A 15,215-nucleotide genomic window follows, 5' to 3' on the forward strand; every position below is an offset into this window, starting at 1 on the left:
TGGGGGATCCCCAGGCGCTGGGCGATCGTGTCGGCGGTCTTGAAGCCGATGCCCCACACGTCGGTGGCGAGCCGGTACGGCTCCCGCCGGACGACCTGGATCGCGTCGTCCCGGTAGCTCTTGTAGATGCGCACCGCCAGCGAGGTCGACACGCCGACGCCCTGCAGGAAGACCATCACCTCCTTGATGGCCTTTTGCTCCTCCCACGCAGCGGTGATCATCGCGGTGCGTTTGGGGCCAAGCCCCGCCACCTCGACCAGCCTGCCGGGCTCCTGCTCGATCACCCGCAGGGTGGCCTGGCCGAAGTGGTCGACGATCCGTTCGGCCATCTTGGGGCCGATCCCCTTGATCAGCCCCGAGCCGAGGTAGCGGCGGATCCCCTGGACGGTGGCGGGCAGCATCGTCTGGTAGGCCTCGACCTCGAACTGGCGGCCGTACTGGGGGTGGCTGCGCCAGCGGCCCCGCAGGCGCAGGCGCTCACCCGGCTGCGCCCCAAGCAGGGGGCCAACCACGGTAAGAAGATCGCCGGAACGGTCGGTGGCCACCCGGGCGACGGTGTAGCCGGTCTCCTGGTTGGCGTAGGTGATGCGCTCAAGCACCGCGTCCAGGGTCGCGGGCGGGACCGAACCGGTGTTCACCTGGGAAGCTTGGCAGCTCCCCTGGGCAGACGCCATCCCGGCACTGCGGTGGTCACCGCCGACCGTCGACGAGCGCAACCCGACCCGCTCGACGTGGCGGCCAGCAGCTCAGTAGAGCGCGTCAGAACGTATCGCTGGCGTTGGACGTCAGACGGCGCGCCCGCCCATCCTCGCGAGACTGCAGCAGCCCACCGTCACTGCGTTGCTGCTCGGTGCGACGCCACGCCGAACTCCTCCTTGGTGTCGGGCTCCACGCGGACCTTGACTCCAAGGATGTCAATTGGGATCAGGGGATCGATGGCTATGAGGGGGACATCTACTTTGATACCGGCCGATCAGTCCGCCCGCCTCGAACGCCGCGGATCCAGGGTGGCCTCATTGGACCGAATCGGTGGACTCGTGTGGTGCCCCTCGGGACTGGCTTTGCGGTCAGCAGACGGACTTGCGCCACCAAACTGCGGGAGAACCCACCGCGGAACATGCCGGTGAACCAGCTCCGGCCTGGCTACCAGTTCTGCGTGGAGACGAACAAGCAACGTTGGGCGTTCTTGACCTTGACCGGGCAGCCCGGCTCGCAACGGCTGCGACTGGACGTGGTGGTGTGGGAACACCAACAGCCGAGGGGTACCGGGATGTCCCCCGAGAGCGATGCGCCTCCGGCCGTCTTGTCTTGCCTGACCTTTCTTCCCGCTCTGCGACACTAGCCAGACCCCGGGGAGGTTCCGATGCGCAGGTTCTTGCCCCTTCCGGTCCTCCTCGCGACGTTGTTGGCGGCTGCTGTGGTGTTCGGTGGCGCCACTGTGCGCGCGGCTTCGTCAGTGTCGCACTCACCACAGATCGGGGCGCAGGCTCGCCCTGATCTGACGTTCCTGTCGGTTCAGCCACAACAGATCTTCCATGTCCGGACTCCCGCTGATGGCGGCAATGACAGCAACCCCGGCACCGCCCAACGGCCTTGGGCAACGATCGGCAAGGCGCTGACGACGCTGACCGCTGGACAGACTGCCCACGTGCACACCGGCACATACCAAGAGTCGCGCGTGCCAACCGCCAATGCGGGGTTGCCGGCCAAGCCGATCCGGCTGACGGCCGCCCCGAACGAGCAGGCACCAACTATCCTGGGCGGGGTTCCGTCCCCAGGCGCTCCGCCCCTGAGCGGCCCGTTCTTGTGGCTGACCAGGAGCTACTGGATCGTTGAGGGCTTCAAGATTGATGCCGCCGGGTCAGGAGACAATGCCATCCGCTTTGATGGCGTCGATCATGCTGTTGCCCAGAATATCGAGGCCATGAACAGCACTGGCGGGGGCGCGGTGGCGTTCTCTGGTGCCACTGATGCGGCGCTGCTCAAGGGCATCGTGCATAATAACCCGGCAACACCGGTACCAAACTCAGCGGTCGACCGTCATGGCGTCCTAATTAACTCCGGTTCAGCCCGGGTGCTCATCCAGGGCAACCGCTCTTACGGCAACGACGGCGACTCAGTACAGTGTCAGAACACCAACCCTGCGCGTCCGGGTGTTCCAACCGACATCACCATCGAATTTAACCGGTTCTACCAGGATGTCGAGAACGCCGTCGACATCAAGACCTGTCACAATGTGTCAGTACGCGCCAATAAGATCTATGGTTACCGAGCGGCACTCGCTCAGAATCGAAGTCCTCAGGGGTTCGCCATGGTGGTCCACGAGAATGCCGACGGCATCCTGGTCGAGCTCAACCGGGTGTGGGACAGTGGTGGCGCACTGACCATCGGCGCTGGCAATGGTACCGTCGGTGTCGTCTTGGCTCGGCGCAACCTTGTGTTCGACGCACCGAGAATTATCGAGAGCGGCAAAGTCCTCGCCGAAGGCAACGGGTTCCAGGCGCCAGGTCACGTCCAGGATGTCTGGTTCTTGAATAACACCTTCTACAACCTTGCCTATCGCGCGATTCGCCTCGGAAGTGATGCGCCCGTACAGCGCGTCCAGTTACTAAATAACATCGTGGCGCGCGCCAACATTGGCCTCAACCTCTATAAGCAAAACGTACCCGTGCTTAGCAGTAACAACAACCTGTTTTTTCAGGCACCGCCGGTAATCGATTTCAACACCACGGCAATCACGACGTGGGCGGCATGGCAAGCACGTGGCTACGACAGCGCATCCGTGATCGACAAAGATCCACTGTTTGTGCCGAACCCGAGACACAACGACTTCTACACGCTTCCAGGTTCACCTGCGCGCGATGTGGCCGCGCCGACTGGTGAGCCCTTCTGCTTTACCGGGCTCGACATCGGTTTCCTCGAGAGCTGTTTTGAATCTTGGAGCGGCAGTGTTGCCGCACCAGCAAGAGGGGAGCCTACGCATTCCATTAATGGCGCTTATCTGACCTACCGCTGGGCGCCCCGGGGCAGGTCGTAGTCGTGGCGAACTGCGGCTCGGACGAGCTTCGCCACCTTCGAGCTTCCCTGGAGCTCATGACGGTGCTTGCGTGGCCTCGGTGTCCTCGCGTCGTCGCAGGCTGCGGACACTCGGCAGGCTGAGCAGGGCGAGCGAGGACACGACCACGAGCGTCGCGGCCCCCAGCAGGGTCGTTCGTACGCTGACCGCGGTGGCGATCGGGCCGGCGGCGACCAGGCCGACCGGGCGCAGCGCCGTCGATCCCAACCAGTCGTAGGCGGAAACCCGCGACAGCACGTGCGGTGGCACGTGTTGCTGCAAGGCCGTGAACCACAGGGTCACCGCGAACGCCATGCCGGCGCCATACAGGACTTGCGCCCCGGCGATCGTCCAGACGGGCGCGGCGAGCCCAAGCAGCAGCAACGTCGGCGCCGTGGCGAGCAGGGCCAGGTCATGGCGACGAGCAGCCGCTGCGGCGCAGCCCGCAGCGCGACAAGATCGCCAAGGATGCTGCCGATGCCCAGTGCGGCGAGCAGCACGCCCCAGGCGGACGGGCCGCCGAGGGTACGGTCGGCGACCAGCGGTCCGAGCACGAACAGCGCGCCGAGCGCGCCCACCTGGTACAGCGCGAAGTCGGCGATGGTCGCCCACAGCCAGGTGCGGCCTCGGACCTCGGCCCAGCCGGCGGCCAGCTCACTCATGAAGCCGCCCGCAGCCACCTGTAGAGCGACAGTCCCGTTGAACATGGGGCGGTACATGAACGTGAATACGGCGGCCGGCTTGCGTCGCAAGTCGCGGCGCTGCAGGCAACCATGGCGTCCATGGTCAACATCGGGTCCGGCGCCAACGCACCCTCGCGGAGCAGGATCCGCCGCACCTGGCTGCGCTCGGCCTGGATGGCCAGCTCGTGGGCGGCTGCGGTCAACGCGTCCAGGTCCAGTGGGCGGCTTGCCCTCGTGGTCGACGGCCAGGTGCCGTCGGCCTGCCGGGCCAGCCGCCGCGGCGGTGGCGCCTTGACGAGCGCGATGATGCGGCTGCGCTCGTGCTGGGTGAGCCGCCCCCGGCAGCCCGCCGCCCGGGCGGGCCCTAAGCCCGTCGAGCCTTCGGCGTTGAACCGGGCGATGCGCTCGTGCAGGGTCTGGGGTGGCAGCCGAGCTCGACGCCGATCTGGGTGTGCGGGCGCCGCTCCAGCTGCGGGCGACCATCCTCGCGCGCTGGATCCAGTCGCCGGGGCGTGCTGGCTGCGCGCGAGCTTGCAGATCGTGCGTTCCTCGGCGGGATCCTTAGGGTGAGCGGGCGTGCCGCAGCTTGGGCACGTGGGCTCCTTCAGCCCATGCGTCTGACAGCTTCCCTTAGCGCACTACGCTATCTATATCCGAGTTGAGGAATTGAGCACTGCTCAGTCTCCATGAGACAGCCGTGGCCATTGACAAGGTCCGCCCGCCATGCTCTCATTGCGACGATCCGGAGGCTGCCGGAGCGACCCGGGAGGGTGGCCCGGGAGATCGGCATCGTGGACGTTGGCTGTGGCAGCACTCCTGGTCGGCGGCAATCGGGTGTGATCCCTCCCCCTCCCCCTCTTCCCTATCCCCCTTCTCGATAACGCTCGATAACGCAGCGCGGTCACGGCGCCGCGGTCTCAAGTGCTCAGCGTCATCGCGGCACCCGGATCTTGGGGGTGGCCTATGGGCCGGTCTGTTTATGTCCGCCGAGCCATAGTCGTCTGCTGTGCTCTGCTGTTGTTACCGCTGATGTCGGTCACGGTGCTGGAGGGGGCGGCTGGTGCCGCACCAGCGGCGCCGCCCCGCTACATCAGCAGGTACATGACGACCGCAAGCGGTTCGACCCTGTACGACTACGGGTGCGCGCACGGCACGTTTGACCTGAACCGGGCGGGGACGCAGCACAGCACCGTCGTCCTGGATTTCGGGGCGGTATATTACAGCAGCAGTCGCGGCACGTACATGGCGACGCTATTCGGGGGCACGGATCAGCCGCTGAGCACCGTGCGCGAGGGCGTGAAGCAGTACGGCCGCGGCTATTGGATCTGCACTGGCGGTGACCTCGCCTCCACGACGGAGGTGGGCATGGGGACGAACACCTCCGCGGGCTCGGTGACCTACAGTGCCGGGGCGTTCTTCGCGAATCGCGTGGACGAGGTCGGCAGCTACTACGCCACGATCGCGCAGGTCTCGGCGGCCGGCGCCAACGATATCGAGCTAGGCTTTTCGGGACCCACGGCGGCGCGCAACTGGGTGAACGGGTACGGCAGCGCGAACAGCTACCGGATGTTCAACTACGGAGACGCTGCCGGTTGTCCCACCGACCACATTCCCAGCTCCACCGAGTGCGGCACCGCGGCGCATCCCGAGTGGGGCGCCGAGGATGTGTGGTATGTCTCCTGGGGTGCGCCGCCTGCCTGGCCGGTCCCGGAGATCTATACGACGTCGGGCTCCCAGGCGCGGCAGTGGAAGTACCTGGCGCTGTACTCGTACACGCGCCACAGCACGAGGATGAACTTCGTCGCCTCGCTGACGCAGTACTACGCCTGCCTGCAGGTGGGAGGCTGCTCGGGCACGAACAACACGCCGGCGCAGGGCTGGTCACAGCTGTACGACCAGCTGAACTCGGACAGCCGGTCGGCGGACACCTCCTTCCATTCCACCGACATCCGGTACTAGCGGGGTGGGTAATGGCCACGAGAACACGCACCGACGCTCATACCGGTCGTTTGCTTGTCATCCTTGCCTTGGCGACCGTCCTTGGCGGAGCGACGGTGATCGCCGCGGTCGCGGCGACCGCCGGCGACACCGCCTTCCAAGCCGAGAAGGCGCGGCAGCAGAACGCGGCCGAGCATCCCCCTGCCGGTCAGCTCCCGAAGCCGGACCCGGCGATGTCGCGGCCCGCGGAGCAGCCGGAACCGCCGTGGCCGGCGGGGATCTTCCAGGATCGCGAGGCGCCCATGCCGGCGTCGCAGTTCCAGGCGGTGAACCGCTGGCAGGGCGAGGTCGGCAACCGCAGGCTCGCCGTCTACGCCGGCTACCAGGGGACCGACCCGACCCGGGGCCTGCTGCTCATCCTCTCGTACAACAACAAGTCGATCGATCCGCAGGCGAGACTCATTGAACGGCCAGGGGATGGCGCACTTCGGATCCTCGGCGCCAGCGGTCACGTGCTCACCATCCGGTCGAACTCCGAACGGCAGTACCGCTACGACGCTGAGACGGGGCAACTGTCCTGACCCGCAGGTGCGGGCCTAGCAGCAAGCTTTGGGTGCCACTGGCGCTGGCAGTGCTCTTAGTGGGCTGCACGCAGGCTCGACCCAAGGACAGCACCTCCACCGTTCACTCGGGCACGGGGGCTGTGACGACGGCCGCCGCGTCGTGCGCGTCCCGGCCATCTCGGCTCAGCGAGCTGGCGGCGCTGCCGCCTGCCGCGGCGTTCAGCGCGGTCGAGGACCCGACCAGCCGGTGTGCCTTGCTTGTCGCGGGGCAGGCGGCGGACCCCTCGGGGGTGCCCGTCCGACGTGTCTCGATCAGCGGAACAGTCGAGGTCATCGGGTCCATACCGGGTGCCGAGCGAATTACTGCGATGGCGGCCCACAAGGAGGACCTGTGGGCCGCCGGCGGGGACATGTCTGGTGCTGCCCTGCTCGCCGAATCCACCGACCACGGGCGTTCGTGGCGGCGTCGCGCGCTGCCCGCCGGCTACTCGGTGGCCCAGGCCCTTGCGGTCAGCGCCAGCGGGGAACCCGTGGCCGCGCTCCAGCGTGACGGCAGCACCGACCTTGTAACGATCATGTCCGAGGACACCGGATTCAAGACCATTGGCCGCGGCACCGTTGTCGTGACGGCCGTGAGCCTCCGGGACGGTCGAGTCCTTGCCGCTGGCGCCAGCGACCGGCGATCGGAAGCACTCCTGCGACGAGCTGCCGGACAGTCGATGGCCATGCTCGAGCTGCCTCGGGGAATGAGTGAGGTCCGGGCAGTTCTCATCGAGAAGGAGGGGACGCTCGCCGTGGGCGGCGTCACACGGCGAGCGGACGGCACGACCACGGCGATCCTCGTCGAGAGCACCGATGCGGGAAGGACGTGGCGACCGTCCAACCTCCCCGCCGGCAGTGAACTCCTGGACATGACAGACAGCGAGGGAGGCGTCTACGTTCTCCTAGCTGGGTCGAAAGGACCCTCGGCCTATGTCCGTTCTCCGCGTGGCAGCACCTGGGAAGCCCTACCAGCCCGAAGTGGTACGACCGGCCCCGACCTTGCCCACCTCCTGGCAGGTCGCTCTGCCTTCTGGGCATACGGAGATCACGTCTACGTTGGCGTATCCGCTCGGTGACGCTGCGTGTGGCGCCACTGCCGTCGGACACAGCAGGACGGTCAGGAATCAAGCCACCGCCTGACCGGCAAGTGCCCACGACGAATGCGAGGGGCTTCGCCAGGTACTGCGACGGTCAGAAGACCAGCTCGGCCCCTCGGGCTCGGTGCTGGTTCCGCAACAGCGGCGCGAGAAGATGGGATTCTGCGCGTGCCGCCGCTCCCCTCGGTCCCCGACGCCACCTGCGCACGGGTCACGGCCACGGACGCCTGCCCGAGCATGGCCAGGGTGATGTGCCGGCACCACGCGACGAACCGGCGCCTGGGTGAGTGCCTGCCCCTGGGCGGACCGGCCCGGAGCCGCACCACGCCCGGCGTCCGCCGGACGCCACACTCGCCCCGGAACGATGCCAACCTGAACCTGAACAAGCAGGCGGCGGGACGCGGCTGTGATCAGATTGTTACGTTCGGGACGCAGTCCCGCTCGGAGGCCGGGCGTGTATCTCTGGTGACGGACGCCGCGCCAAGGTGGCCATGATGACCGGCGATGGGGACTTCGAGGCCTTCTACACGGCCACCTACGACCGGCTGGTCGGTCAGCTCCTCGTCGTCGTCGGCAGCCTCGAGGAGGCCGAGGACGTCGTCCAGGAGGCGTTCGTCCGCGCCTGTGGCCGCTGGTCCCACGTGCGCGACTACGAGGTCCCCGAGGCATGGGTCCGGCGCGTCGCGCTCAACCTGGCCAGCAGCGGCGTGCGGCGGGCACGGCGCCGCGCAGCGCTGCTGGTCCGCCTCGGCCCGGCGGCCGACGTGCCGGCCCTTTCGGTCGACGCGGTCGCGCTCACCCGCACGCTGCGCAAGCTGCCGCTGCGCGGCCGGGAGGCGCTGGTCCTGCACCACGTCGTCGGCCTGTCGGTGCAGGAGATCGCCGGCGAGCTCGGGGTCCCGGTGGGGACGGTCACGGCGCGGCTGTCGCGCGCCCGCGCGAGGCTCGCCCGCCTGCTCGCCGCCGAGGGGGAGGAGATTGGCCATGCGCATGGATGAGTTGGACGAGCGGCTCGCCGGCCTGGCCGAGGAGGGCGCGCGCAACGCCCGCCCACCCGCGCCGGCCGCCATCCGCCACCGCAGCCGCCGGCGCCGCCGGCGCCAGGCCGCCGGGGTGGTCCTGCTCGGCCTCGCGCTGGTGGGTGCGGTGGTGGTCGCCCGGGCCAGCTCGCCGGTGCCAAGCGGGCCGGTGACGCCGACCCCCACCACCCAGGCGCCGGCCACCCCTGGCGGGATCGTCCCGTGGAGCTCGGCGCCGCCCCGGCCGCCCGCCCCGGCGCGGCCTGCGGCGGTCCCGCCTGGCACGCCGGCCTGCACCGCGGACCGGCTCCACGCCACGGCCGGTTGGGAGGGGGCGACCGGATCGCTGGTGGGCAGCGTGCGCTTCACCAGCCGGGGAGGGGCGGTCTGCGCCCTCAACGGCTACCCGACCATCCAGCTGCTCGACCAGCACGGCCGGGCGCTGCCGACCAGGACGGGGCGCTCTGGCCGGAGCCAGGCCACCGGGGTGCTGGTACGGCCGGGGACGGCGGCCACCGCCGCGTTCGTCTGGTCCAACTGGTGCGGCCCCAACCCCGGACGGGTTGGCCTGCGCGTCACCCTGCCGGGTGGCGGCACCCTGGTCCCGACCGTCGAGGCCGGGACGCCCAGGGAGCTCACCGCCCGCTGCGACGCGCCGGGCGCCCCGTCGTCGTTGTCGCGCGGGCCCTTCGCCGCCGAGCGGCCCGAGCCACCACCGTCGCCGCTGGAAGGGCTCACCGCGACCATCGGGCTGCCGCCCACGGTCGTCGCCGGGCGGCCGTTGCGCTACACGGTGACGCTCGCCAACCCCACGGAGCGCCCCGTCTCGCTGCGCGACTGCCCCAGCTACATGGAGGCGGTGCTGCTCCGCAACGACGGCAAAGCCGTCGAGCGCCACCTGCTGAACTGCGCCCCGGTCGGGGCGATCGGCCCCGGCCAGCGGGTGACGTTCGCGATGGTCCTTGACCTGCCAGCCAGGCTGCGACCCGGTGCGGGCGTGCTGACCTGGGTCATGGAGAGCGTCGGTGTCGGCACGAAGGTGCCGGTCACGGTGACCGGCCCGTGAGCGTCGGTCCGGGCCGGCGCTGACCCCGGCGAGCCGTCGTTGCGGGTGGCCAGCTGCTCGGTGTCGAGGCGGTCGAGCAGGACCCCGCGGGGCGCGGACCGCGACCGCGGTGACCTGCTCCCGCAGGCCGCGGCCGGCGGGAGCAGGGCGACGAACTTGACGCGGCGGTCGGACGCGCGCATCTGCCCAGCGACTAGGCCGCATGCCTCGAGGCGGTCCGCTATCTCGGTCGCGGTCGAGCCGTGGCACGGCACCGCCGGCGTCGACAGTTGGGTGGTGACGGCGCGGGTGCACGAACCGAGCCGACACGAAAGCTGGTGACCGGCCGGTTCGGTTGTGCCTGGTCATCGACGTGGCGGGCCGGCTCCGGCCTCATCATCACCGGGAGTGTCGCTGCATCACCAAATAGCATGTCGCGTAACACCACCCGCACCGCGCTGACCGGGCGCATCCGCGCCAGCACCAGCGCGCTGACCGCAAAGCTCAGCGCGTCGATTGCGATCGCCCAGCCCGGGCTGGTGGCGGCGACCAGCGCGCCGGCGAGCGCGGGCCCGATGATCGCTGCCGAGCTGTGCGCCAGCGACAGCAGCGCGTTGGCCCGTTGCAGCTCCTGGGCGGGTACGGTCTGGGGACCAGGCCGCTTGCGGCGGGGTAGAAGAACGCCGCGGCGGTGCCGTGGGCGGCGATGAGCGCGACGAGCTGCCACAGCCGCGCCTGGCCGGTGATGAGCAGCGCGGCGAGCAGGCCCTGGCTGGCGAAGCGGGCAAGGTTGGCGCCGAGCATCAGCCGCTGGCGGGGGAGGCGGTCGGCCCACACGCCGCCGGCCAGCACCAAGACCACAAGGGGGGACGGTCCGCGCGGCCAGGACCAAGCCGAGGTCGGCGGCGGAGCCAGTGGGGATCAGGCTACACGAGCCGAACCGGGCAGCAGCCGGAGATCACGTGTTCGGTGCCCGAGCCTGCGCCCATGGGCGGATGGACGCCGCGGTGTGTCTCTGTGACGATGCCAGCCTGAGCCAATGGAGTGGCCAGGCTCGGGAGCACCACAACGGCTAGCGGCGGGCAAGCCGCTGACCTGCGGAGAGCCAGCGGTACACCGTGGGTACACGGACCCCCGCCCGGCTAGTGGCGCTGGTCGTCTCGCCAGACGCCCCGAGGCCGAGGTCGGCCTCCGAGGCGGGCCCCTCACACGAGTTCGGCGATGAGGCTGGCGGCCCCCACGCCCATCGTCGCCAGCATGTCGTGGGCGGTGCGCAGCTGCTCGCGCGCGTCGAGCCGGCGGCGCTCGCGGCGCAGCCACTCGCCGTAGAGCAGATGGGTGCGGGCGAGCTCGGCGCGGACGCGGGTACGGCCGAGGCGCGCGATCGACTCGCGGTAGCGGCGCTCGGCGATGTCGCCCTCGCTGAGCAGGGCGCGGATGCGGGCTTCGATCCCCAGCGCCCAGTCGGTGGGTGTCACCCGCGTGCGCTCGGACAGCCACTGGAGTGCGGCCCTGACGAGCGCGACGTCACCGGTCCTGGACGCCGCCTCGGCCAGCTCGGACACGACAAGGGGCCCGTACCCCACCTGATCGCGCTCGAATGCTCGCCAAGCGGCGTCGCGCGCGGCGTCGTGGCGCCCGAGGCCGTTGTAGAGCACCGAGCTCGCGTAGGTCGCGAGGTTGACAAACATGCCCAGACCGCGTGCGGTCGGCTCCTGCAAGGTGGCCTCGATCAGCTCCGACGCCTGTGCCTCCTGGCCGCGCCAGGCCGCGAGCATCATCTCGGTGTACGCAACCGGCTGGTTCCCGGTCGCCTGAGCGATCAGGCGATCCTCTTCGATCATCACAGCCGCCGTGGTCAACTCGCCGGCGAGAAGGTGAGTTCCAGCGAGGGAGTTGAGCGCGAACTGCAAGTGCACGAGCGCGCCCGTGTCGCGGGCGACCTGCGCCTGGCGGGCGGCCAGGGCATGCCAGGACTCGGCGTCCCACAACTCGAGGGCGAGCGTGATGCTGGGTCTAGAACCGGCGAGCCAGAGCCCGCGGCCGACCTCGTCGGTGCCGACATTCGTAGCGAGAACCAGCTCGAGTGCTCGGGTCAGCGTCGGCGCGGCCGCCGCGTACCCCTCCGTCAACCGCAGCGCGAACGCGTCAAGGAGGACATCGACCGCACGCGGCGGGTCGGGGCCGGGGGGCGCGGCGCGCGCGGCCTCAGCGGCCTCCAGCACGCCGCCCGGGTTGTCGAGGTCGCCGGCCATCGCGGCCACGAGCGCCTCCAGGTGCGTCTCGCGCGCCAACTCGGCGTTGAGCGGCTCGAGGCGCCTGGCCGCGCTGAGGAGCAGCCGAGCAGCGTCGCTGCCGCGTTGCTGCTCCAACGCGATTTGCCCGCGCAGGTGTTCCACCTCGGCGGTCCGCAGGGCGTCAAGCGGCCCAGCCTCGACCGCGACCAGCAGTCCGAGTGCCGCGTCGAGCGCGCCGGCGTCGCGCTTCGCCCTGGCCGCCGCGAGCCCGCGCCGGGCACGGCGAGCGGGTTCGGGCGTCAGCATCGCCGCGCGCTCCAGGAACGCCGCCGCCGCGGCCAGGCCCCCGCGCGCCTGCGCCCGCCCGGCCGAACGCTCCAGCTCGGAGGCGACGTCCTCGTCGGGCCCGGGCGCGGCGTGGGCCCGGTGCCAGGCGCGACGATCGGGATCGATCTCCGGATCGGTGACCTCCGCCAGGGCGCGGTGCACGTCCTGCCGCTCCTGAAGCGACGCCGACCGGTAGGCCGCCGAGCGCACCAGCGGATGACGAAACCGCACCCGGGCGCCGACCTCGAGCAGGCCGGCCCCGGCCGCCGGCGTCGCAGCCTCGGCACCGATCCCGAGCCGCCCGGCTGCGTGCCACACCAGCACCGGATCGCCCACCGGATCGGCCGCCGCGAGCTGCAGCAGGCGCCGGGTCTCGGCCGCAAGAGCGTCGAGCCGCCGCCGGAAGGTCTCCTCGATCTGCCCCGAGAGCGGTACCGCGTCGGGGAGTCCGAACCCGCCCGCCAGCTCCGCCGGCGTCAACCCCCGCGGCAGCTCCAACAGCGCCAACGGGTTGCCGCGCGTCTCGGCGACGATCCGGTCGCGGACCCGCGCGTCCAGCGGCCCGGTGAGCACCGCGTCCAGTAGCGCGCGCGCATCGCCCTCCCGCAGACCCTCGACCACCAGCTCCGGCAACCCCGCCACCTCATCGCTCGGAACGCGGGCCGCAAAGACCAAGCCGACCGATTCGGCCACCAGGCGGCGCGCCACGAACGCGAGGACCTGCGCCGAGGCGCGATCGAGCCACTGCTCGTCATCCACCAGGCAGACCAGCGGTCGCTCCTCGGCCACGTCGGCCAGCAGGCTCAGGACGGCCAGGGCGACCCAAAAGCGGTCCGGCGCCGACCCGGGACTGAGGCCGAACGCGGTCCGCAGCGCATCACGCTGCGGAACCGGGAGACGCTCGAGGCGATCCAGCATCGACGCCAACAACTGATGCAACCCGGCGAAGGCGAGCTCCATCTCCGACTGGACACCCGCGGCGCGCGCCACACGGCAGCCCGACGCGTGCTCGACCACGTAGTCCAACAGCGCCGTCTTGCCCATGCCCGGTTCGCCGCGCACCACCAGCGCCCGGCTCTCACCCGCGCGAACAGCTTCGATGAGCCGGTCCAGCACGTCGCATTCGCTGCGCCGGCCCCGTAGCTGTGCGGCGCGTCCTCGCAGGCGGGGGGGTAGCCATCTGCCCGGCACCGGCACTACACCGCCTCCATGTCGCCGGTATCGATGGTGGTGCCCATGGCGGTAGCGCGGTGAATGAACGCCGCGCCCCGATCGCTCGGCCGGGTGTGTTGGCGACGCAAAGGTGGGCCGCCGGCCGTGGCAGTGTGATGACGCAGGGCGGCCTCGGCGATGACGCCGTGAAATGACCTGCGGTTCGGCGCCAGCTGCTCGGCCATCTTGATCGACGCCTCCATGAGCGGGCTGGGAGCGTGCAGGAGGGCGCTGGCGGCCGGGCGGCGGCCATGGTGGCCGGGACCTTCGCCGCGACGGTCGCCGCGGGTTTCGTTCTGCTGCCATCGTAGTCCCGGGCGTTCTGGCTGGACGGAGTGTCCTGAACGATGCGAACCGTTCCCTGCTGGTTGCCGGTCCCACCATTCGCCTCAGTGACAGGCATGCCAAGCTCCGGCGAGCTGCCCCACCAGGTGGCCGGGTCGTGCGGACGGGTCAGCAGCCCCTGGGAGGAGACTCCGCACGATCCGCGACGACGCTCAGTACCTCGCGACGAATCGCACCACTGCTCGGGCGGATGAGGAACCAGTAGGCCGCGAAGGCCCGCCGGGCCCGCGGATCGGTCGCGAGAACGCGGGTCTCGGTGCTCAAGAGCGTGCCCACCGGGGTGGACTCGAGGCAAAACGCCATCGCGACCTTGATCCATCCAGGTTGCGACCAGGCTCGCAGAGCCGCCGCGTCCAGATGGGGCGGTGTCGATCCTCCCAGCAGGCGCCAAGCCTGGCTGAGGCCTGCTGAGATCACGAGATGGGGTGGCTCGGAGACCAGGACCGGAATGGGCGTTACGTCCAGAAAGGTGCGTCCGGCCAAGGGTCGATGGTTCCTGCCGGCGAGCCGGGCAGGCAGGAGCCGCAGCCCCTCGAGCGCCCGCGCCAGGGGGAGAGCCGACATGGTCACTCGGAGCAACTCGTCCCACACGACGATGGGCGGGGCGGCGACGTTGCGGGAGTGACACATGCGATATTGCGGGTCGGGTATCACGTCATCGAGCTTCATGACGAGCTCGCTCCTGCCTGGTGCTCGGCAGCGGCTGGCACGGTGCAGCCGACGGCTGGCCCGGCAGGTGGCGTCTTCCCGTCGCCGCCTGCGAAGTCATCCGTCCTGCTCCACTCCTGGCGCCAGCTGTCAGACCAATGCCCAGAACCATAAAATCGGTCTCCTAAATTCCTTCACCGCGGACGGTGGCCTCCTGGAGGATCGCATCGATGAGCTCGAAGGCCGGTCCCTCCTGGCCGCGCCAGCCGAGGAGCACCAGGGAGGCGTAGGCCATCGGCGCGCTCCCCGTCGCCGTCGTGATGGCCTCGGCTTCTTCGATCGTCGCGACCGCCTGTCGGAGCTTCCCGGCCTGCACGTTCACGCCCGCGAGGTAATGCAATGCGAGGGGCAGCACCGTGAGGGCGCCGGCGTCGCGGGCGAGCTGGACCTGCCGGGTGGCTCGCCACGAAGCACCAGGACGCGGCTCTGTCCTGCCCGCACCGCATTCATCAGCTCGTCGAGCGCCGCGCACTCGAAACGGCGGCCGAGCAGCATGTCAGTTGCCTCGCAGCTGAGGACCAAGCATGGTCTGCTGAGGATAAACCCGACGTTTGCGGCGGGGCGACTGTCGATTTGCACGCGAGGCGCTGGGGCACAGATCTGGCGCCAAGTGACTCATCATCAAGACCGCAGGCTCACAAGAGGGCGTGTGACCGAAACGGGTGCTGGCATGGAGCTGTTCCCCCCGGGGGTCGCCCGGCCGCCGGAGGGCCGCTATGGTCGAGCTGAGCTTGCGACGAACGGAGCGACGATGACGAACGCCGAGCGCGAGCGGGTCGAGGGGTTCGGGCGGCTGGAGAATGGCCTGCGCCAGGCCGGCGACTGGTACCTGTGGGGCCCGTACGTGAGCGAACGCCAGTGGGGCACCGTGCGGGAAGACTACAGCGCCGACGGCGACGCGTGGACCTACCTCCCACACGACCACGCCCGGTCCCGCGCGTACC

15 protein-coding genes are annotated in these 15,215 nt (G+C 70.0%); 7 read left to right on the top strand and 8 right to left on the bottom strand.

The annotated features are described in order from the left end of the window. The coding region (locus VG276_04600; GenBank protein HEV8648683.1) for an ATP-dependent RecD-like DNA helicase at window positions 1-638 on the bottom strand (638 nt) is incomplete at its 3' end. A 725-nt stretch (window positions 639-1,363) separates the two neighbouring features. Between VG276_04600 and VG276_04605 the strand changes: the two genes are divergently transcribed. Next, the gene (locus tag VG276_04605; protein HEV8648684.1) at window positions 1,364-3,037 is read left to right on the top strand and encodes a right-handed parallel beta-helix repeat-containing protein; all 1,674 of its coding nucleotides are present in this window, start codon (window positions 1,364-1,366) and stop codon (window positions 3,035-3,037) included. A 54-nt stretch (window positions 3,038-3,091) separates the two neighbouring features. Here the strand turns inward: VG276_04605 and VG276_04610 are convergent, their stop codons facing one another. Both VG276_04610 and VG276_04615 read right to left on the bottom strand, forming a co-directional pair. Next, a complete protein-coding gene (locus tag VG276_04610) occupies window positions 3,092-3,370 on the bottom strand; it encodes a hypothetical protein (GenBank protein ID HEV8648685.1) in 279 nt (92 codons plus the stop codon). Then, window positions 3,355-3,807: a hypothetical protein gene (locus VG276_04615; GenBank protein HEV8648686.1), complete on the bottom strand. Its 453-nt coding sequence runs from the start codon at window positions 3,805-3,807 to the stop codon at window positions 3,355-3,357. The genes VG276_04610 and VG276_04615 overlap by 16 nt, the downstream gene beginning before the upstream one ends. A 960-nt stretch (window positions 3,808-4,767) precedes the next feature. Here VG276_04615 and VG276_04620 point away from each other — a divergent pair. The 5 genes from VG276_04620 (at window position 4,768) to VG276_04640 (ending at window position 9,463) form a co-directional block, all read left to right on the top strand. Further along, the gene (locus VG276_04620; GenBank protein HEV8648687.1) at window positions 4,768-5,697 is read left to right on the top strand and encodes a hypothetical protein; all 930 of its coding nucleotides are present in this window, start codon (window positions 4,768-4,770) and stop codon (window positions 5,695-5,697) included. 95 nt (window positions 5,698-5,792) lie between these two features. Then, the gene (locus VG276_04625; protein ID HEV8648688.1) at window positions 5,793-6,257 is read left to right on the top strand and encodes a hypothetical protein; all 465 of its coding nucleotides are present in this window, start codon (window positions 5,793-5,795) and stop codon (window positions 6,255-6,257) included. Window positions 6,258-6,289: 32 nt separating this feature from the next. Then, window positions 6,290-7,357, top strand: a complete 1,068-nt coding sequence (locus VG276_04630; GenBank protein ID HEV8648689.1) for a hypothetical protein — start codon at window positions 6,290-6,292, stop codon at window positions 7,355-7,357. 515 nt (window positions 7,358-7,872) lie between these two features. After that, a complete protein-coding gene (locus VG276_04635; GenBank protein HEV8648690.1) occupies window positions 7,873-8,376 on the top strand; it encodes a sigma-70 family RNA polymerase sigma factor in 504 nt (167 codons plus the stop codon). After that, complete coding sequence (locus tag VG276_04640; GenBank protein HEV8648691.1) at window positions 8,363-9,463, top strand: DUF4232 domain-containing protein; 1,101 nt, start codon at window positions 8,363-8,365, stop codon at window positions 9,461-9,463. Before VG276_04635 ends, VG276_04640 begins: the two co-directional genes overlap by 14 nt. A 483-nt stretch (window positions 9,464-9,946) precedes the next feature. On the opposite strand, the gene VG276_04645 is transcribed toward VG276_04640, so the two are convergent. The 5 genes from VG276_04645 to VG276_04665 form a co-directional block, all read right to left on the bottom strand. Continuing rightward, the gene (locus tag VG276_04645; protein HEV8648692.1) at window positions 9,947-10,279 is read right to left on the bottom strand and encodes a hypothetical protein; all 333 of its coding nucleotides are present in this window, start codon (window positions 10,277-10,279) and stop codon (window positions 9,947-9,949) included. 368 nt (window positions 10,280-10,647) lie between these two features. Continuing rightward, window positions 10,648-13,170, bottom strand: coding sequence for an AAA family ATPase (locus tag VG276_04650; GenBank protein ID HEV8648693.1), 2,523 nt, complete (start codon window positions 13,168-13,170; stop codon window positions 10,648-10,650). A gap of 32 nt (window positions 13,171-13,202) precedes the next feature. Continuing rightward, on the bottom strand, window positions 13,203-13,403 hold the full coding sequence (locus tag VG276_04655) for a hypothetical protein (protein HEV8648694.1): 201 nt from the start codon (window positions 13,401-13,403) through the stop codon (window positions 13,203-13,205). Between the two features lie 268 nt (window positions 13,404-13,671). Beyond that, window positions 13,672-14,232: a hypothetical protein gene (locus VG276_04660; protein ID HEV8648695.1), complete on the bottom strand. Its 561-nt coding sequence runs from the start codon at window positions 14,230-14,232 to the stop codon at window positions 13,672-13,674. A gap of 163 nt (window positions 14,233-14,395) precedes the next feature. After that, window positions 14,396-14,593: a hypothetical protein gene (locus VG276_04665; GenBank protein HEV8648696.1), complete on the bottom strand. Its 198-nt coding sequence runs from the start codon at window positions 14,591-14,593 to the stop codon at window positions 14,396-14,398. A gap of 429 nt (window positions 14,594-15,022) precedes the next feature. Here VG276_04665 and VG276_04670 point away from each other — a divergent pair. Continuing rightward, window positions 15,023-15,215, top strand: a 193-nt coding sequence (locus VG276_04670) for a hypothetical protein (protein ID HEV8648697.1), incomplete at its 3' end; no start/stop codon positions are given.

The sequence above is a fragment of the Actinomycetes bacterium genome, assembly GCA_036000965.1.
Taxonomy (GTDB): Bacteria; Actinomycetota; CALGFH01; order CALGFH01; family CALGFH01; genus DASYUT01.